Here is a 20458-nt window from a genome sequence, read left to right on the forward strand (position 1 = left end):
CGCGCCCTATTGGAGTCGATATGGCAACTATTCAAGTAGACGTCGTCAGCGCGGAAGAGCAGATTTTTTCCGGCCGGGCGAAGTTCGTTGCGCTGCCGGGCGAAGCAGGTGAACTCGGTATCTTGCCGGGCCACACGCCGCTGATCACGCGGATTCGTCCGGGTGCGGTGCGCATTGAAGCGGAGAACGGCGAGGAAGAGTTTGTGTTCGTCGCGGGCGGTATTCTCGAGATTCAGCCGGGTGTGGTAACGGTTCTCGCCGATACCGCGATCCGTGGTCAGGATCTCGACGAAGCCAAGGCAGTCGAAGCGAAGAAGCGCGCGGAAGAAGCGCTGCAGAACACCGGTTCGAACCTCGAGTACGCAACCGCGCAAGCGGAACTCGCGTACGCGACGGCTCAGATCGCGGCGATTCAACGGCTGCGGAAAATTCGCGGTCAGCATTAAGCTTTTCAGTAGTTTCAGCTTCGGGAAAAAGCAGCCTTCGGGCTGCTTTTTTTATGGCCGCGGCGAGCATCCGTCCGTGCATTTCTGCATATCCAACAGGCAGGTATTCACCGCTCATTGCGGGTAACACTCAATGCCGTGCATCTTCTGCGCGATGCACAATTAGCCTTCCGAATGGCTTTCACGCCACCACGCCGCGCAGCGTTCCACATCAACGGAGGAGACCTTCGACATGGCTACCCCATCGACGCACACCGGGCCACAGATCGAACCACTCGACGGCCTGTCCTACGTTCGCGGCTCGACCGATATCCCGCTCAGCGAAGCCACGGTTTCACGCTTTCTCCTCGATACCACCGCGCGATTTCCCGACCGTCCGGCAGTGGTTTTCCGCGAGCAGAGCGTTCGCTGGACATGGCGCGAATTCGCCAATGAGGTGGATGTCCTCGCGTCGGGCCTGCTGCAACTCGGCGTTGTTGCGGGCGATCGGGTTGGTATCTGGTCGCCGAATCGTGCCGAGTGGCTGCTGACGCAATTCGCCACCGCGAGGATCGGTGCGATCCTGGTGAACATCAATCCGGCGTATCGGCTGGCCGAGCTGGAATATGCGCTGAACAAGGTCGGCTGCAAGGCGTTGATTGCGGCGGAACAGTTCAAGTCATCGAAGTATCTGGAGATGTTGCAAACGCTCGCGCCAGAACTCGCGACGGCTGAGCCCGGTTTTCTCAACGCCGCCCGATTCCCTGATTTGAAAGCCGTGATCCGCATGGGCGAAGGCTCGACGCCCGGCATGCTGCGTTTCCCCGATGTCATGTCGCGCGGCCGCGAACGGCTTGACCGAACGCAACTCGATGCACTGGAATCAAAACTCAGCGCGTTCGATCCCATCAACATCCAGTTCACGAGCGGCACGACCGGCAATCCCAAAGGCGCGACGCTCACGCATCACAACGTGCTGAACAACGGCCGCTATATCGCGCACTCCATGTTGCTCACCGAGCAGGACTCGCTCTGCATTCCCGTGCCGCTTTATCACTGCTTCGGCATGGTGCTGGCGGTTTTGGCGTGTGTATCGGTGGGCGCGGCGATGGTCTTTCCCGGCGAAGCCTTCGATCCTGCTGCCACACTTGCCGCCGTAGATGAAGAACGCTGCACCGCGCTTCACGGCGTCCCGACCATGTTCATTGCCGAATTGGATCTCCCAACCTTCGGCCAGTACGACCTGAGCCGCTTGCGCACCGGCATCATGGCGGGCTCGCCTTGTCCTATCGAAACCATGAAACGCGTGGTCGCAAAGATGAACCTGCGCGAGATCACCATCGCGTATGGGATGACGGAGACGAGCCCGGTATCGTTCCAAAGCTCGACCACCGATCCACTCGATAAACGCACGACAACCGTCGGCCGGATCCAGCCGCATCTGGAAGTGAAGCTCGTTGATCCGCTTGGCGATATCGTCCCGGTTGGCGAGACGGGCGAACTTTGTACGCGCGGCTATTCGGTGATGAAAGGCTATTGGGCCGACGAAGCGAAGACGCAAGAAGTGATTATCGACGGCTGGATGCACACCGGCGATCTCGCCACGCTCGACGCGCAAGGATATTGCAACATTGTCGGACGGTTGAAGGACATGCTGATCCGCGGCGGCGAGAACATTTATCCGCGCGAGATTGAAGAATTTCTCTTCCGCCATCCAAAGATCCAGTCTGCGCAAGTTTTTGGCGTTCCCGATGAAAAATACGGCGAGGAAGTATGCGCGTGGATTGTTCTTCGACAGGGCGAGTTCGCTACGCCGGAAGACATTCGCGAGTTTTGCCAAGGGCAAATCGCGCACTACAAGATCCCGCGACACATCCGTTTCGTAGATGAACTTCCCATGACCGTCACCGGGAAGGTCCAGAAGTTCATCATGCGCGCGAAGATGATTGATGAACTGAAGGTCACGGAGGCAAAAACCGCCTGAGATCCGTTGCTGGCGTATAAAAAATGGTCGCCGGAACAATCGCGGCGACCATTTCATTTCCACGCAAACGTTTGTGCAGACGAAAAAAAAGCGGGCCTGGAGCCCGCTAAAAACCACACGCTACGGGGTTAGCGCGAGGAGACCAAAGGTGGGAAGGGTCGAGATGCTTTTTCTCGACCAACGAGCCCAACAAACATGTCCCAGACATTGGGTTTCGGAACCTTTCCGACCGACAAGCGCAAGCAGGCGTGTTGCTCTTTACCCACATTGAACTCGATCACATATGTGTTGAGACCGTTGAAGTGATTGTGGGCGAATAATTCAGGCATCGCCGTAACAAAGTGTTTCAGGTTGTAACCCTTGAACCGCAAGGCTTCGGGCTGTTTTCGTCGAAAAATTGTCTATAGACGTATTAACCAGTGTTTTTAATCACGACCGCTTCAAGCGCATTTTCTTGATTTTAAGCACAATCGAAATCCGCTGAACTGATCGGACTGCAACACTCGCATGGAGACAATCCGCATGACCATCGACGCAGACCTGCTCGCGTATTACGCGAAGGTCGCTGAAGCTTTTCCCAAACTTCCCGCCAACGCCGATGCGCGGGCCATGCGCCAGCAGTTCCAGGACGTGGCGCGCGCGTTCGCAACGCCGCGTCCCGCCGGCGTCAAGGTGGATGAGATCGTGTTGCCCCTTGATGGGCGTGACCTGCGGGCGCGTGTGTATCGGCCGGGGCCTGCCAGCGTGCCGTTGCCGCTCGTCGTTTATTTTCACGGCGGCGGCTGGGTTCTCGGCGATCTGGACACGCATGACGTGATGATCGCGCGCTTTGCGCTGGATTCGCACTGCGCGGTGGTCAGCGTGGATTACCGGCTGGCGCCCGAGTTCGCGTTCCCCACGCCCGTGGACGACGCGCTGGACGCGCTGCTTTGGCTCGCCGAGCATCGTTCGCGGATGGGATTCGCCACCACGCGCCTTGGCGTAGCCGGAGATAGCGCGGGCGCCCATCTCGCGGCTGTCGCGGCACGGGCGGCGAACGACCGCGTGGCGGGCCTCGTGAGCGCCCAACTGCTGATCTATCCGGTCGCGCGGTGCCGTTTCGAAGGCGGAAGCTTTACCGCGAATGCCGAAGGGCCGGGCCTCAGCGCGGAAGAGATGAAGTGGTACTGGTCACAATTCCTGACCACGCAGCCGCCCGCCGACGACGACGTCCGCGCGTTTCCGCTCGCCGAATCCTACGATCGAACGCCGGCGCGGGCGTTGATTGTGGGCGCGGCCTACGATCCGCTTTATGACGACGCCCACGAATTTGCACGTTTTCTGGAAGCAAACGGCGGCCGCGTGGAAGTAATTGATGCGCACGACATGACGCACGGCTTCGGACGAATCCAGGCGCATTCGAAATCCGCGGAAGCATGGATGAAAAAAACGTCAAAACGCTTCGGTGAATTGTTACACGCGCCGCGTTGACTTTTAGACGTCCAGCGCCATTGGATTACGTGACGCTTACGAGCGGATTTGTAAGCGTCACGGGCTGACTATTTGAGCCATTTATCGAAGATCGACTGGTACTCGCCAGTGGATCGCGACAAATGCAGCCACTGGTCCACATACTGCTGAAACACCACGTCCCCACGCGGCAGCAAGTACGCTTTTTCGGCGAATTGAAACGGCTTGTCCGGATGCACCGAGCAAAGGCCGGGGTTGAGTTTTTGCTGGAGCAGCGTTTCGGACGCGTCGGTGACCATGACGTCGGCGTGACCATCGAGGATCTGCTTGAAGATCGTCACGTTGTCCGGATATTCAATCAATTGCGAGTGCGTGAGAAATTGCTTCGCGTATTTCTCGTTCGTGCCGCCCGGATTCACGATAGTGCGCACGCCCGGCTGATCGATCTGCTCAACGGTCTGATATTTATCGGCATCCGCGCAGCGGACGATTGGCGTCTTGCCGTCGACCATATATGGCTGCGTGAAGAACGCGCGCTTCTGGCGATCCAGCGTGACGGAAACACCGCCAACTGCAATGTCGCATTTCGCCGTGAAATCGCTCATCAGATTGGACCACGACGTCTTCACGAACTCCGGTTTCACGTTCAGGGAGCGCGCGAGGTTCTGCACCATGTCGATGTCAATGCCTTCGAATTGTCCGTCCGGCCGCAGGAACGAGTGCGGCTTGTAGTCGCCTGTTGTGCAGATGCGCAAGCTGCCGCGCGCAAGGATTTCATCGAGCCGGGAAGCAGGCGCCGTGTTGACGGACGGCGCGCTCGCCGCGGGCTTGCCGGTGATGCTGCCCGCCTGCACGGTCTGCGCGCATGCGCCGGTAGCGACGCCGAACGCCAGGACGAATACGGCGGCGCAAAAGGCGAAGACTCTCATCGATACTCCTTGTTGGACGTTTTGAGCGGCTGATCATATCGATGCAACCGCGCATTGGATATTGGCTAATGCCCCGGACTTGAGCCACGGCAGAGGTGGCCGAATTCCCGTGGCCGCCTCCGGTAGAATGGCCTTTTGCCCAAAGCCCGAGCTTGAGCCACGTGCCTTCCACACTTCTGAACGATACCTTCCTTCGCGCGCTGCAGCGCCAGCCGACCGACTACACGCCGATCTGGCTGATGCGTCAGGCGGGCCGCTACCTGCCCGAGTACAACGCCACGCGTTCGCGCGCCGGCAGTTTCCTCGGCCTCGCGACCAATCCGGATTACGCGACAGAAGTCACGTTGCAACCGCTCGACCGTTTCCCGCTCGACGCCGCGATTCTTTTCTCCGACATCCTGACCATCCCCGACGCAATGGGGCTCGGACTCAATTTCGTGCAAGGCGAAGGTCCCCGGTTCGAGCGTACGGTGCGCACGGAGGAAGATGTGGCGAAGCTGGCTGTGCCGGCTATCGACGCCACGCTGGGTTACGTGACCGACGCGGTATCGCAGATTCGCCGCGCATTGACCGACGCACAAGGCCGCCAGAAAGTGCCGCTGATCGGCTTTTCGGGCAGTCCGTGGACGCTCGCCTGCTATATGGTGGAAGGCGGCGGGTCGCCCGATCATCACACGGTCAAGGCGATGGCCTATACGCGGCCCGACCTGATGCACCGCATTCTCGACATCAACGCGCAGGCCGTGACCGCGTACCTGAACGCGCAGGTCGAGGCGGGTGCGCAAGCCGTGATGATCTTCGATACCTGGGGCGGCGCACTGGCCGACGGCGCGTATCAGCGCTTCTCTCTTGAGTACATTGCGAAGGTCGTCGCGGGCCTCAAGCGCGAACACGACGGCGTGAAGGTGCCTGTCATTACCTTCACCAAGGGCGGCGGCTTGTGGCTTGAACAGATTGCATCCATAGGCGTGGATGCCGTTGGCCTCGACTGGACCGTGAACCTTGGCCAGGCGCGCGAAAAGGTGGGCGGCAAGGTGGCGTTGCAGGGAAATATCGATCCAACTGTGTTGTTTGCATCGCCTGCGGTGATCCGAACGGAGGCGCGCGCTGTCCTCGACAGCTTCGGCAACCATCCGGGCCATGTATTCAATCTGGGCCACGGGATTTCCCAATTTACGCATCCGGAAAACGTCGCTGAACTGGTTGATGAAGTGCATCGGCACAGCCGGGCGATTCGTTTAAAAAACTGAAGCCTGATCAAAAAAGATTGCTGCCTTGCGGCATGAAAAGCTTACGCAAGACGGTTCGCCGGGTGGCAATAGTGCCTTGAAACGTCCGTGGATCGGCTGTTCGGCCAATGTCAAGGTTGACTTATGCACATTTTGTACGTTGCGGCGCGCAAACCTCAATTCAGACCAAACTTACCGGTCGAAACTGTGAATTGTGACATCAAGTGCATGATTAATAAGAGATATCTTGATTTGGTGCGTTATGTGGGGTACCGAACACAACTAGCGAGAACAAGGTTTTTTGCGGGTGTCAACCAAAGTTCTCAACAAAGTTATCCACAGGGCTGTGGAAAGCTGCGAAATCTCAAAAATAATCCATGGCTTAGCGGCGATTGTGATGTTTCACTTTAACTTCGCGGCGCTCAGGCTGACGTTCACGTGGAAACATTGCGGCGCTATGACGCGCGGGCGGTGCCGCAATTGAGCGTCTTTGTCCGCGTCGCGCTGGATCATCCGCTGGCGACGCTTTTCGATTATCGATACACCCTAGAATCCGCGCCGCTGCCCGGCATGCTGGTGCGGATTCCGTTCGGACGTCGCGACGCAGTCGGCATGATCTGCGAGGTCACGGACCACAGCGACGTGCCGGCGGACAAGCTACGCGACGTCGCCGCCATCTTCAGCGCACTGGCGCCGCTTGCAAAAGAGTGGCGCGCGCTGACGCTTTTTGCCGCGGATTATTATCAGCGCGGCTTGGGCGAAGTGGCATTGCCCGCACTGCCGCAAGTCTTGCGCGACGCCTCGCGTTGGGCGAAGTTGCTCGCGCCGGAAGAGCGCTACAGGTTGACGGCCGAGGGGCGCGCTAATCTTCCTGACGGGTTGCCGGCGCGCGCAACGGCGCTGCGCCGTCTCGCCGGCGCATTGGCTGCAAATCCTACCCTTCCGGCCGCCGATGCCCGCTCGTTGCATCCGAAAGCCCGCGCTACGCTGGACGAATGGCAGTCGCACGGCTGGGTAAGGCTGGAAAGAGGCGATGTCCCGGCCGAGGACATTGCGCTCGAACCGCAACTCGAAAAGGCCGCACTACTTCATACCGGCGGCGCGCTTTTGCCGCAACTCACGGCCGAACAAACCGAAGCCGTCGATGCCATCCGGCACGCGAAAGGTTTTGCCGCGTTCCTGCTGCATGGCGTGACGGGCAGTGGCAAGACGGAGGTTTATCTCCACGCGCTGGCCGATCTGCTCGCCGCACGACCCGACGCCCAGGCGCTCGTGCTTGTCCCGGAAATCAATCTCACGCCGCAATTCGAGGCTGCGTTCCGCACTCGGTTCGCCGCGTTGCCGGAAGGCGCCATCGTCACGATGCATAGCGGCCTGGCCGAGGGCGAGCGCGCGCGCAACTGGCTCGCGGCGCACACCGGCCGCGCGCGGCTTGTGCTGGGCACGCGGCTCGCCATACTCGCATCGATGCCGAAGCTGGCGTTGATCGTCGTGGATGAAGAACACGATCCCGCGTACAAGCAGCAGGAAGGCTTGCGCTATTCGGCGCGGGATCTGGCGGTGTATCGGGCGAAGGAAATCGAGATTCCCGTTGTACTCGGGTCCGCTACGCCGTCGCTGGAAAGCTGGTGGCAGGCCGAGCAGGGCAGATACACCAGGCTCACGCTCACGCGCCGCGCCGTGGCGACAGCCGTTCTGCCAAGCGTGCGGCTAATCGACCTGGAAGAGGAAAGGCAGCGTGGACGGGCGTCGGTGGAAGGCTTGTCCGGGCCGTTGATCGCTGCGATGAAAACCCGTCTCGAACGCGGCGAGCAAAGCCTTGTGTTCCTCAACCGGCGCGGCTACGCGCCCATTCTTTCCTGCGACGCCTGCGGCTGGGTTGCAGGCTGCCCGCGATGCAGCGCCTACGTGGTGCTCCACAAGCCGGAGCGCGCGCTGCGCTGTCACCACTGCGGCTGGGAATCGCGCATTCCGAAGTCCTGCCCGGATTGCGGCAACGTTGACATTGCTCCGATGGGGCGCGGCACGCAACGCGTCGAAGAAACGCTGGCGACGGCGGTGCCGGGCGCGCGGGTTCTGCGTATCGATGCCGACAGCACGCGGCGCAAAGGCAGCGCCCAAGCGCTCTTTTCCGATGTCCACGCCGGTGAAGTCGATATTCTTGTCGGCACGCAGATGATCGCGAAGGGGCACGATTTTCAGCGCGTGACGCTGGTCGGCGTGCTCAACGCCGATACCGCGCTTTTCTCCCACGACTTTCGAGCCAGCGAGCGGCTTTTCGCACAATTGATGCAGGTAAGCGGGCGCGCCGGGCGCGCGGGATTGCCTGGGGAAGTGATGATCCAGACGCGTTATGCACGGCACGCGCTTTATCACGCGCTGGCTCGACATGATTACGTCGGCTTCGCCAATTCGACGCTGGCCGAACGGCGCGACGCGCATTTGCCGCCGTTTGTCTATCAGGCGATGTTGCGGGCCGAGGGAAGGACGCTTGAAGTCGCGCTGGACTTTTTGGGCGCGGCGGCGGCGGAGTTTGCCGCGCTGGCCGGGACTGAGCGGGTGACGGTGTATGACGCGGTGCCGCTGACCATTGTGAAGGTCTTCAACGTGCATCGCGCGCAGTTGCTGCTCGAATGCGCTTCACGCGCGGTATTGCAGAGCGCTCTGCGGGCGTGGCAGCCGGCGTTGCGCGGAATCAAGGTGAAAGGCCTGATCCGATGGAACGTCGAGGTCGATCCATTGGACATCTAGGCCGCGAGGGAGCGGCCTGCGGGGTGCGGCCTGCAAGCGCCCGCTTTAACGCGCTACGTCCACGCCAGGCGCGAAAGCGCCGCCCTTCATGTCGCGGCTGTCGCCACGGTTTTCACCGTCCGGACGCTCCACATGCGGTTGAGCTCCGCGGATGAACAACACCACGCACATTGCGACCATCGCCCATACGATCATAAAAACCATCCAGTTGCTCATATCCTCTGCTCCCCGAACCACGGCTGATTAAATTCGGCCGCTCTGGATTCGTCGCTACTTTGGCCGTACCCGAGTTATCGGCAGCAAGCAGGATTTAATTAGGGTGATGCTGAAAAATAGCCATTCGCGGGAATCGTAGGCACGCGCTGGCTTCGTCGCTATCCTCAATTACCCCTAATCCCTTGTCCTATATGGTTTTCCATAGGTGCAACCCGTCTCTAAAAGTCGGTTGCACCTTTTTTATGTGCGAGTTACGATTCGGCCACTTTTCAAGCTATCGCCGGCTCCTCAAGTCGGCAAGGAACGAGTTATGGCGAGCACCACCCTGGGCGTTAAAGTCGATGATCTTTTGCGTACCCGCCTGAGAGACGCCGCAACGCGGCTCGAGCGTACGCCGCACTGGCTCATCAAGCAGGCGATCTTCGCGTACCTGGAGCGCATCGAACATGGACAGTTGCCGCCGGAACTGTCCGGTGCACTTGGCGCGGCCGATTCGCTCGAACCTCCTGCTCACGCCGACTCCGACGAAGACGGCGCGCCTCATCCGTTCCTCGATTTTGCCCAGAACGTCCAGCCGCAATCGGTGCTGCGCGCGGCGATCACGGCGGCGTATCGGCGGCCGGAGCCCGAATGCGTACCTTTCCTGATCGGGCAGGCGCGGTTGCCGGCAGGTGTCGCCGTCGAAACGAACGCGATGGCGACAAAGCTCGTCGAAGCGCTGCGTAAAAAGCAGACGGGCGGCGGCGTGGAAGGGCTGATCCACGAATTCTCGTTGTCGAGCCAGGAAGGCGTCGCGCTGATGTGTCTTGCCGAAGCCCTGCTGCGTATTCCCGATCGCGCAACGCGCGATGCCTTGATCCGCGACAAGATCAGCAAGGGCGACTGGCGCTCGCATATGGGCCAGGCGCCGTCGTTGTTCGTCAACGCGGCGACGTGGGGCTTGATGATCACCGGCAAGCTCGTGACCACGAACAGCGAAGCTGGGCTGTCGTCGGCGTTGACGCGCCTGATCGGGCGCGGCGGTGAACCGCTGATCCGCAAGGGCGTGGATATGGCCATGCGCCTGATGGGCGAGCAGTTCGTCACGGGCGAGACGATCTCGGAGGCGCTCGCCAACAGCCGCAAGTTTGAAGCGCGTGGATTTCGCTATTCCTACGACATGCTCGGCGAAGCCGCGACGACAGAAGAAGACGCGCTGCGCTATTACGCGTCGTACGAACAGGCGATTCACGCTATTGGCAAGGCGGCGGGTTCGCGCGGCATTTATGAAGGCCCGGGAATTTCCATCAAGTTGTCGGCGCTGCATCCACGATACTCACGCGCGCAGCAAGAACGCACGATGACCGAGTTGCTGCCGCGCGTGAAGGCGCTGGCGTTGCTCGCGCGCCGTTACGACATTGGCTTGAACATCGACGCGGAAGAAGCGGACCGGCTGGAAATTTCGCTCGATCTGCTCGAAGCGCTGTGCTTCGATCCGGAACTGGCCGGCTGGAACGGGATTGGTTTCGTGGTGCAGGCTTATCAGAAGCGCTGCCCGTTTGTTATCGATTATCTGATCGATCTGGCGCGTCGCAGCCGGCATCGTTTGATGGTGCGGCTGGTCAAGGGCGCGTACTGGGATTCGGAAATCAAGCGCGCTCAAGTCGATGGCCTCGAAGGTTATCCGGTCTATACACGCAAGATCTATACGGACATCTCGTATGTGGCATGCGCGAAGAAGTTGCTTGGCGCGCCCGATGCCGTTTATCCGCAATTCGCCACGCACAACGCGTTCACGTTGTCGGCGATCTATCACCTGGCTGGCGGCAATTATTATCCCGGGCAATACGAGTTCCAATGCCTGCATGGCATGGGCGAACCGCTGTACGAAGAAGTCACCGGGCGCGACAAGCTCAACCGGCCGTGTCGCGTGTATGCGCCGGTCGGCACGCACGAAACGCTGCTCGCGTACCTCGTGCGGCGCTTGCTCGAGAACGGCGCGAACACCTCGTTTGTGAATCGCATTGCGGATAAGGCGATTCCCGTCAGCGAGCTCGTGCAGGATCCCATCGAAGAAGCGTCCAAGCTCACGCCGCTCGGTTTGCCGCACGCGAAGATCCCGTTGCCGCGCCAGTTGTACGGCGGCGAGCGCCTCAATTCGATGGGCTTCGATCTGTCGAACGAGCACCGTTTGGCTTCCTTGTCGTCGGCACTGCTCGCGAGCGCGAATCATCCGTGGCGAGCGGCGCCAATGCTCGAAACCAACGATGTGATAGAAGGCGTTGCGCACGATGTCCGCAACCCGGCCGACTTGCGCGATCTGGTGGGAACGGTGACGGATGCATCGCCGGAACACGTCGCTCTGGCGCTGAACAACGCCGTGGCCGCCGCGCCGATCTGGCAATCGACGCCTGTAGATGAACGCGCCGATTGTCTCGCCCGCGCCGCCGATCTGCTCGAAGCGCAGACGCATACGCTGATGGGTCTGGTCGTGCGGGAAGCCGGCAAGTCGCTGGCGAATGCCGTGTCCGAGATTCGCGAGGCGATCGATTTCCTGCGTTATTACTCGGCGCAAATCCGGGGCGAGTTTTCCAACGATACCCATCGGCCGCTTGGTCCGGTTGTCTGCATCAGCCCGTGGAATTTTCCGCTGGCAATCTTCATGGGACAGGTCGCCGCGGCGCTCGCCGCCGGCAATCCGGTGCTCGCCAAGCCTGCCGAACAAACGCCGCTGATCGCTGCGCAAGCCGTGCGCATCCTGCGTGAAGCCGGCGTGCCGGCTGGCGCGGTGCAACTTCTGCCGGGCAATGGCGAAACCGTGGGCGCGGCGCTCGTCGCCGATCCGCGCACGCGCGCCGTGATGTTCACCGGTTCAACAGACGTGGCGCGCCTCATCAACAAGACCCTGTCCGAACGGCTCGATCCTGATGGCCGCCCGATCCCGCTGATCGCCGAAACGGGCGGGCAAAACGCGATGATCGTCGATTCGTCGGCGCTTGCCGAACAAGTGGTCGCGGACGTGTTGCAGTCGTCGTTCGATTCCGCCGGTCAACGCTGTTCCGCGCTGCGGGTTCTTTGCCTGCAAGACGATGTCGCCGAGCGCACGCTCGAAATGCTCACCGGCGCGATGCAGCAACTTGCGATGGGCAATCCGGATCGTTTGTCCACGGATGTGGGGCCTGTAATCGATGCCGAAGCCAAGCAAAGCATCGACTCGCACGTTGCATCGATGCGCGAAAAAGGCCGCAACGTCGTGCAGTTGCCGACGCCCGACAGTTGCGCACAAGGCACGTTCGTTCCGCCGACGTTGATAGAACTGGATTCCATCGATGAACTCAAGCGCGAAGTGTTCGGGCCCGTCCTGCATGTGGTTCGGTATCGGCGCGCGCAACTTGATAAACTGCTCGACCAAATCAAGGCGACGGGTTACGGGCTGACGCTGGGCATCCATACACGTATCGACGAAACCATCGCGCACGTCGTCGGCCGCGCGCATGTGGGCAATATCTATGTGAACCGGAACGTGATTGGCGCGGTGGTCGGCGTGCAGCCGTTCGGCGGCGAGGGGTTATCGGGCACGGGACCGAAAGCAGGCGGCGCGCTGTATTTGCAGCGTCTTCTCGCCAAGCGCCCGACCGGTTTGCCGAAGTCGCTGGAAAGCGTGCTGATCGCGGACCAGACGGTTTCGAACGATACGCCCGCCGCGCTCACCGCATTGCGCGACTGGGCCATCGCCGAACGCGATCCGCAAACGGCCGCGCGTTGCGACGGCCATCTGCAACACGTCATGGCCGGCGCGACCGCCGTGCTGCCCGGTCCCACCGGCGAGCGCAACACATACACGCTCGGCGCGCGCGGCATGGTCTTGTGCGTGGCGTCGACGGCAAGCGGCGCGCGCGCTCAGTTCGCAGCCGTGCTGGCAACGGGCAATAAGGCGCTGTTCTCGGGCGCGGCTGGCGAGCAACTCATGGCGGCGCTCCCGGCATCGCTCAAGGCGCATGCGTTGGTGCGCAAGAACCAGGATGTTCCTTTCGACGCCGTCCTCTTCGAAGGCGACAGCGACGAACTGATGGCGCTGGTGAAGGACGTCGCAAAACGCCCGGGACCGATTGTCTCGGTGCAGGGTGTATCGGCGGGAGCGTTTGCCGACGAAGCCCACGACGGCGAGCAGGACTACGCGCTCGAACGGTTGCTGACGGAGCGCTCGGTGAGCGTGAACACGGCGGCCGCGGGCGGCAATGCGAATTTGATGACGATCGGCTGAGCCTGACTGAACTTGCAGGCGCGGCGGATTGGCTCAAACAACGGCAGCAGGCACGGCGACACCGGCACGCGCTGCCACTTACATGGGAATCAGGAGAGTTTATGGATTACACGATGAAGAAGCTGGCAGCAGCGATGTTGGTGACGGGGTTGTCGGTTGCTGCAACGGCTCAGGCGCAAACGGCTGAGGACGTGAAGGTGGGTTTCGCTGGCCCGATGACCGGCGCGCAGGCGCATTACGGCAAGGATTTCCAGAACGGCATCGTCCTCGCGGTTGAGGATTTCAACGCAACGAAGCCGGTGATCGGCGGCAAGCCCATCCGTATCGTGCTCGATTCCGCCGATGACCAGGCCGACCCGCGCACCGGCACGACCGTCGCGCAAAAGCTCGTGGATGACAACATCAAGGGCATGCTCGGTCACTTCAACTCGGGCACTACGATTCCTGCTTCGCGCATCTACGCGAACGCCGGCATTCCCGAAATCGCGATGGCGACTGCGCCGGAATACACCACGCAGGGTTACAAGACCACGTTCCGCATGATGACCTCCGACACGCAGCAAGGATCGGTGGCGGGCGAGTTCGCGGTGAAGACGCTGAAGATGAAGAAGATCGCGATTGTCGATGACCGCACGGCTTACGGCCAGGGTCTTGCCGATCAGTTCGAAAAGGCGGCGAAGGCGGCGGGCGCGACGATCGTTGATCGTGAATATGGCAACGACAAGGCCGTCGACTTCAAGGCCATCCTGACCAAGATCAAGTCGGCGAATCCGGACCTCGTGTACTACGGCGGCGCTGATTCGCAAGCGGGCCCGATGGTCAAGCAAATGAAGACATTGGGTCTTCGCGCGCCGTTGATGGCAGGCGAAATGGTCAAGACCGACACGTTCCTGAAGATCGCCGGCGACGCGGCCGACGGCACGGTGGCGTCGCTTGCTGGCTTGCCGCTGGATGAAATGCCGGGCGGCGCTGCATATGTCGCGAAGTACAAGACGCGTTTTAACGAAGACGTGCAGACGTACTCGCCTTACGCGTATGACGGCGCAATGGCCATGTTCACCGCCATGAAGACGGCGAATTCGACCGATCCGGCCAAGTACCTGCCTATGCTGGCTAAAACCGACATGCCTGGCGTGACGTCGAAGCAGCTTGCTTATGACGCGAAGGGCGATTTGAAGAACGGCGGGATCACGCTGTACAAGGTCGTTGGCGGCAAGTGGACGACGCTGCAAAGCGTGGGCGGGAAGTAAGGGTATTGGTGTGGTGTGATGTGAGAAACCCCGCGGGCGTTTTGCTGCGGGGTTTTTTACATGGTCAAACGTTGAAATCCTCCTCCCAATACTCGTTCTCCCGGCGTGCATCGCTGCCTCGTGCTTCTTCAGTTTTCCTGAGTTCCACGCGACGGATCTTCCCCGAGATGGTTTTCGGCAATTCGTAGAATTCGATGCGCCGAATGCGCTTGTAGGCCGCGAGTTTCTGCGCCGCGAATTTCAATATCTCTCCAGCGGTTTCCCTGGTCGGTTCGTAGCCATTGCGTAACGCTACAAACGCCTTCGGCACCGATAACCGCAGCGGATCAGGACTCGGCACCACCGCCGCTTCACCAACCGCCGGATGTTCGATCAGCACGCTTTCCAGTTCGAACGGGCTGATGCGATAGTCTGCGGCCTTGAAGACATCGTCGGCGCGGCCTACGTAGGTGAAATATCCATCGGCGTCGATGGATGCCACGTCGCCCGTGCGGTAATGGCCGCCGCGCATTGCGTCTTGCGTTTTCGATGGATCGTCCACGTAGCCGTCCATCAGGCCCAAGGGATTCGGGTCGAGGATCAGCGCGAGTTCGCCTTCCTGCGCGGGGTTGTCGTCGTGATCGAGCAGCGTGATCCTGTAACCCGGCAACGGCCTTCCCATCGATCCTGCTTTCATCGGCTGGTTAGGCGAGTTGGCGATTTGCGCCGTGGTTTCGGTCTGGCCAAACCCGTCGCGCAACGTGAGGTTCCAGGCTTTCTTCACGCGCTCGATGATCTCCGGATTCAACGGTTCGCCCGCGCCCACGACCTCGCGCAAATGCACCTGATACGCCGATAAATCTTCCTGGATCATCATGCGCCAGACGGTCGGCGGCGCGCAGAGCGTGGTGACCTGGTGCTTGACCAGCGCCTCGAGCGTGGACCTGGCGCTAAAGCGCGGGGTGTTGTGGATGAACACCGTCGCGCCCGCGTTCCACGGCGCGAACACGCAACTCCACGCGTGCTTCGCCCAGCCGGGTGAACTGATGTTGAGATGGACATCGCCGGGTTTCAGGCCGATCCAGTACATGGTCGAGAGATGGCCGACCGGATAGCTTTGATGACTATGCAGAACCAGTTTCGGACGGCTCGTCGTGCCGCTCGTGAAATAAAGCAGCAGCGGATCGGTCGCGAGCGTGCGCCCTTCGGGCTCGAATGACGGGCTTGCGTTGAAGGCATCGGCGAAATTCAGCCAGCCTTCGGGCAATGCTGTGCCTTCAGGAATGGCGACCGCGATGCGGGTCTTGTTTTTATCGATGGCGTCGAACTTCGCCGTTTCACTCGATGCCACGATCACGTGCTTGACTTCGCCGCGCGTCATGCGATCCGCGATGTCGGCCGGCGTCAGCAACATGGTTGCCGGAATGGTGACGGCGCCGAGTTTCATCGCGGCGAGCATGGTTTCCCAGAGCGCGGGCTGGTTTGGCAGCATCAGCAGGATGCGGTCACCGCGCTGCACGCCGTGCTGTCTCAGCCAGTTCGCAAGCTGATTCGATCTCGCCGATAACTCCGCGTACGACAGCTTGATTTCGTCGCCATTGTCCTCCACGATCCACAGCGCCGGGGCAAGGTTGCTGCGCGCGTATTCGTCGAACCAGTCGAGCGCCCAGTTGAACTCGGTCAGTTCCGGCCACGCGAAGTCCTTGTACGCGGTTTCGTAGTCGTCGCGATGACGCAGCAGGAAGTCTCTTGCTTGCAAAAATGCTTGCGATGCCATGATCTTGCGTCTCCGTCAGTTTTGTTTGTCTGCTTGCTATTTTTGCCGCAATTTTTCGCCTTGCTCCCTGATCTGATCGAGTGTCGCGGCCGGCGTGCTCGCATCTTGCGGAATCCTGATTTCGATCACCGATGGCAAGCCGCTTTTTATCGCGCGCTCGAATGCCGGCATGAATTGCGCAGTCGCTTCAACACGCTCGCCGTGCGCGCCGAACGCACGCGCATAGGCTAGAAAATCGGGATTCGTCAGCGCGGTTCCGTGCACGCGATTCGGATAATGGCGCTCCTGGTGCATGCGGATCGTGCCGTATTGCTGGTTGTTCACCACCACGAATATCACAGCGAGCTGGTATTGCATCGCCGTGGCCAATTCCTGGCTCGACATCATGAAGCAGCCGTCGCCGGCGAACGCCACTACTACGCGTTCCGGATACAACGACTTCGCTGCGATCGCCGCCGGCACGCCGTAGCCCATTGCGCCGCTGGTGGGCGCCAGTTGCGACCGGTAATGCCGATACGCGTAATGCCTGTGCAGCCACGTCGCATAATTTCCTGCGCCGTTTGTCACGATGGAATCAGCGGGCAGATGCATGCTGAGTTGCTCCATGATCTCGCCGAGCTGGACATCGCCAGGCATGGGACGCGGTTTGCGCCACGCGAGATACGCGTCGTGCGCTTCATCGATTGCACCGCTCCATGCGATGTTTGCCGGCGGCTCCAGGGAAGCCAGGGCCGCCGCCATTTCCGGCATGCCCGATACGATCGGCAGATCGGCGGAGTACACGCGGCCGAGTTCTTCCGCGCCCTGGTGAATGTGGATCAGCGTCTGCCTTGTCTTCGGAATGTCCAGCAGCGTGTAGCCGCCGGTCGTCGATTCGCCCATGCGCGGGCCGAGTATCAGCAGCAGATCGGCGTCGCGAATGCGCGCGGCGAGTGCAGGATTGATGCCGAGGCCGACATCGCCTGCGTAATTTGGATGGTTGTTGTCGAGCGTGTCCTGAAAGCGGAATGCGCAGCCTACGGGCAGCCGCCATGCCTCCGCGAAACGGGCGAAATTGGCTGTCGCTTCCTGCGTCCAGCCGCTGCCGCCTGCAATCACAAACGGTTTCTTCGATGCCGCGAGCAGTTCGCGCACGCGCTCGATCTGCGCGGGCGCGGGTGCAGCGGCGACACGCTGGTAGCGCGGCGCGGCGGGGACGGCTTCGCAGGCCTCGCTGAGCACGTCTTCGGGCAATGCGAGCACGACGGGGCCGGGTCGGCCGGATGTTGCCGTATGAAATGCGTGGCTGAGGTATTCGGGAATGCGTTTGGGGTCATCGATTTGAGCGACCCACTTCGCCATTTGCCCGAACATGCGCCGATAGTCGATTTCCTGGAAGGCTTCACGATCCATGTGTTCGCGTGCGCACTGGCCGATTAGCAGGATCATTGGCGTGGAGTCCTGGAAGGCCGTATGCACGCCGATAGACGCATGCGTCGCGCCGGGACCGCGGGTGACGAGCGCGACGCCTGGGCGGCCGGTCAGTTTGCCGATGGCTTCGGCCATGTTCGCGGCCGCTGCTTCGTGACGGCAGACGATGGTCTGGATGCGGCTGGTTTCGTCGTGGAGGGAATCGAGGATGGCGAGGAAGCTTTCGCCTGGGACGCAGAAGACGCGTTCGACGCCGTGGGTCAGGAGGGCATCGACAACGAGGCGTGCGCCGGTGGTGAGGGGATTGGAGGAAACGCCAGCAGATGCCATTCGATGAAATCTCCCGGAAGGGCTTGCGCGACGGGGCGTGGATTTTTGTAGCTTACGCTTGGGCGGGGCGCTGGCGCTAGGCCGGGGTTATGCGAGTGGCCCGCCCCCGAGTGCGAACGAAACCTATAGTGAGGCGGCAGCCCTCGCCGCTGTGTCATAAAGCCCGGAAGCATTGCGCAGCAACTGTGCCGCTTCGCCGATCTGCTCGTTCGAAAGCCCGCTTTCCTTCAACGCGCTGATCAAGCAACTCTCCCTCACCTCCCGATACTTCCCGCACAGCTCCTTCCCCGCCGGCGTTGCCGAAAACAACACCTCCTTGCCGACTTTTTCACTCGCCACATAACCCCGCGCCATCAGCTTCTTCAAGGCATAGCTCGCGACGTGCGTGTCCTCTATATTGAGAACAAAGCAGATATCGGCAATCTTCTTCTTGCGGTCACGATGACTGACATGATGCAGCAGCGATACCTCCACGGCCGTCATGTCCTTCGCCCCCGCTGCCGACATGCATCGCACCATCCATCGGTTGAACGCATTGCCAGCCATGATCAAACCGTACTCGAACTCGGACAATTCCGCGCTGGTTTCGGATACGAGGTGCTCAGACGAAACAATCTTGGTCGGATGGCGAGGCATGGCGCTTAACGGAACAATGTGGCGTCGAGTGTAGCGTACCAACCCAAATTTCAATAATTAGCGGACACACTTATTGATAAATTGTTGATAATTTATTGACAATGTACATTCCGATGATCGCATCGAGGCACGACCTCGACTACCGGCAAGGTCAGCATGACATCACCCAAAATTCATCCGCTTGGCGACAGCGCGCTTGTCTGCGAAGCGCCCGCGCCCGCCACGCTTGAATGCCAGCGCCGAATGTGGGCGCTCGCCGACGCGGCGCGGCTCTGGCCGCACATCGTGGAGGTGGTGCCGGGCATGAACAACCTGACGCTGGTCTTCGATCCGCTGCAACTGGAGCCAACCGGTCTTGCCCAGCAACTCAAAAACGCCTGGGACGAGGCGCACGAGGCGGATGTCGGGACCACTGAAATTGAAATTCCCGTGCGTTATGGCGGGGCGGACGGACCGGATCTCGCGTCGCTCGCGAAACACCTGAAACTGGGTATCGATGAACTCGTGAAACGGCACACGCAAGCCGACTACATCGTGTTCTTCCTGGGTTTTCAGCCCGGCTTTGCCTATCTCGGCGGTCTGGATCCAACGCTGCACGCGCCGCGTCACGCAAAACCGCGGCTGGAAGTGCCGGCGGGATCGGTGGGAATCGGTGGCGAGCAGACGGGGATTTATCCGGCGGCATCTCCCGGCGGCTGGCAGTTGCTCGGACGCACGGACGTGAAGCTCTTCGATCCGGCCCGCAACCCGCCCACGCTGATGCAGCCAGGCGATCACGTGCGTTTCACCGCGCTGGAGGTGCTCGCATGATCGATGTGATTCGCGCGGGCATGCTGTCTTCAGTGCAGGACCTCGGGCGCCACGGCTACAGGCATCTGGGCGTGAGTTCGGGCGGTGCGCTCGACGCTTTATCGCTGGAAATCGGCAACCGGATCGTGGGTAACCGGCCGGATGCGGCGGGTATCGAATTGACGCTTGGGGCCGCGACCCTGCGCTTCACGCGGGCAACACGCATTGCGATCACTGGCACGGATTTCGGCGCGACGCTCGACGATAAACCCGTCTACTCCTGGTGGAGCCTGCCGGTTCAGGCTGGCCAGGAACTGACGCTGCGCGGCGCGAAACACGGCATGCGCGGTTATGTGTGCGTGGCGGGCGGTATCGACGTATTGCCCATGCTGGGGTCGCGCAGTACGGATCTCGGCGCGTGTTTCGGTGGCCTTGGCGGCCGGGCATTGCGCGACGGCGACCGTCTTGCGACCGGCGTGCCGCAGTCGCAAAAGAACGACGCGTTCTCGCCGGCGGGCGTCGCATTTGGCGTAAAAGCCCCCGCGTGGTGCAAGTTCGTGTACGTCGAAGAGCCGTTGCGGCGCGGCAAACATACGCCTGGCAACGCATGGTCGCTGCCGGTCCGGGTTTTGCGTGGCCCCGAATACGAGACCTTTACGAGCACGGCGCAGCGGGATTTCTGGAACGAGGAATGGACCATCACGCCGAACAGCAACCGCATGGGTTTCCGGCTTGCCGGGACGGTGCTGGAACGTACCGATAAAGCCGATCTCCTGTCGCACGCGGTGCTGCCCGGCACGATCCAGGTCCCGCCGAACGGCCAGCCCATCGTGCTCATGGGCGACGCCCAGACGACCGGCGGGTACCCGAAGATCGGATCGGTGATCCGGGCGGATTTGTGGAAACTTGCGCAGGCGCGGTTGAACGGCGGTGTGCGCTTTATCGAAACCACGATGGAAGCCGCGCGCCACGCGCTGGCCGAAGAGCGCATGTACGTGAAACAGGTCGAAGCGGCGATCGCGATGCACGCCGAGCGGCTCGACGGTAAATCAACCTGAAAG

General features: G+C 61.0%; 14 protein-coding genes. 9 read left to right on the forward strand and 5 right to left on the reverse strand.

All coding sequences use genetic code 11. The features are described 5' to 3' along the window. The first annotated feature begins 20 nt into the window (after positions 1-20). The 3 genes from AWB64_RS05695 (at position 21) to AWB64_RS05705 (ending at position 3879) form a co-directional block, all read left to right on the forward strand. On the forward strand, positions 21-446 hold the full coding sequence (locus tag AWB64_RS05695) for a F0F1 ATP synthase subunit epsilon (protein ID WP_056356279.1): 426 nt from the start codon (positions 21-23) through the stop codon (positions 444-446). A 232-nt stretch (positions 447-678) separates the two neighbouring features. Next, entirely contained in the window at positions 679-2409 is a 1731-nt protein-coding gene (locus tag AWB64_RS05700; RefSeq protein ID WP_060817614.1) for an AMP-binding protein, read from the forward strand. A 522-nt stretch (positions 2410-2931) separates the two neighbouring features. Further along, a complete protein-coding gene (locus AWB64_RS05705; RefSeq protein ID WP_060817615.1) occupies positions 2932-3879 on the forward strand; it encodes an alpha/beta hydrolase in 948 nt (315 codons plus the stop codon). 68 nt (positions 3880-3947) lie between these two features. On the opposite strand, the gene AWB64_RS05710 is transcribed toward AWB64_RS05705, so the two are convergent. Beyond that, on the reverse strand, positions 3948-4787 hold the full coding sequence (locus tag AWB64_RS05710; protein ID WP_082850371.1) for a transporter substrate-binding domain-containing protein: 840 nt from the start codon (positions 4785-4787) through the stop codon (positions 3948-3950). Positions 4788-4948: 161 nt separating this feature from the next. On the opposite strand from AWB64_RS05710, the gene hemE reads away from it, so the two are divergent. Beyond that, positions 4949-6037, forward strand: coding sequence for a uroporphyrinogen decarboxylase (gene hemE, locus AWB64_RS05715; protein ID WP_060817616.1), 1089 nt, complete (start codon positions 4949-4951; stop codon positions 6035-6037). Between the two features lie 417 nt (positions 6038-6454). Next, positions 6455-8767, forward strand: a complete 2313-nt coding sequence (locus AWB64_RS05720; RefSeq protein WP_244163937.1) for a primosomal protein N' — start codon at positions 6455-6457, stop codon at positions 8765-8767. Positions 8768-8812: 45 nt separating this feature from the next. Here the strand turns inward: AWB64_RS05720 and AWB64_RS31490 are convergent, their stop codons facing one another. Beyond that, the gene (locus AWB64_RS31490; protein WP_167353896.1) at positions 8813-8962 is read right to left on the reverse strand and encodes a hypothetical protein; all 150 of its coding nucleotides are present in this window, start codon (positions 8960-8962) and stop codon (positions 8813-8815) included. Positions 8963-9293: 331 nt separating this feature from the next. Between AWB64_RS31490 and putA the strand changes: the two genes are divergently transcribed. After that, a complete protein-coding gene (gene putA / locus AWB64_RS05725) occupies positions 9294-13226 on the forward strand; it encodes a trifunctional transcriptional regulator/proline dehydrogenase/L-glutamate gamma-semialdehyde dehydrogenase (protein WP_060817617.1) in 3933 nt (1310 codons plus the stop codon). A 101-nt stretch (positions 13227-13327) separates the two neighbouring features. Then, entirely contained in the window at positions 13328-14476 is a 1149-nt protein-coding gene (locus AWB64_RS05730) for a branched-chain amino acid ABC transporter substrate-binding protein (protein ID WP_060817618.1), read from the forward strand. A 64-nt stretch (positions 14477-14540) separates the two neighbouring features. Here the strand turns inward: AWB64_RS05730 and AWB64_RS05735 are convergent, their stop codons facing one another. From AWB64_RS05735 to AWB64_RS05745, 3 genes are all read right to left on the reverse strand, one after another. Next, complete coding sequence (locus AWB64_RS05735; protein WP_279616248.1) at positions 14541-16235, reverse strand: AMP-binding protein; 1695 nt, start codon at positions 16233-16235, stop codon at positions 14541-14543. Positions 16236-16268: 33 nt separating this feature from the next. After that, positions 16269-17972: a thiamine pyrophosphate-binding protein gene (locus tag AWB64_RS05740; protein ID WP_060817620.1), complete on the reverse strand. Its 1704-nt coding sequence runs from the start codon at positions 17970-17972 to the stop codon at positions 16269-16271. A gap of 123 nt (positions 17973-18095) precedes the next feature. After that, on the reverse strand, positions 18096-18608 hold the full coding sequence (locus AWB64_RS05745; protein ID WP_060817621.1) for a winged helix DNA-binding protein: 513 nt from the start codon (positions 18606-18608) through the stop codon (positions 18096-18098). Between the two features lie 156 nt (positions 18609-18764). On the opposite strand from AWB64_RS05745, the gene pxpB reads away from it, so the two are divergent. Beyond that, positions 18765-19418: a 5-oxoprolinase subunit PxpB gene (pxpB, locus tag AWB64_RS05750; RefSeq protein WP_060817622.1), complete on the forward strand. Its 654-nt coding sequence runs from the start codon at positions 18765-18767 to the stop codon at positions 19416-19418. Continuing rightward, positions 19415-20455 (forward strand): 5-oxoprolinase subunit C family protein, encoded by a 1041-nt coding sequence (locus AWB64_RS05755; protein WP_060817623.1) that lies wholly within the window; start codon positions 19415-19417, stop codon positions 20453-20455. Before pxpB ends, AWB64_RS05755 begins: the two co-directional genes overlap by 4 nt. Positions 20456-20458 lie beyond the last annotated feature (3 nt).

Origin of the sequence: Caballeronia sordidicola, assembly GCF_001544455.2 — a bacterium.
In the GTDB taxonomy this organism is placed as follows: domain Bacteria; phylum Pseudomonadota; class Gammaproteobacteria; order Burkholderiales; family Burkholderiaceae; genus Caballeronia; species Caballeronia sordidicola.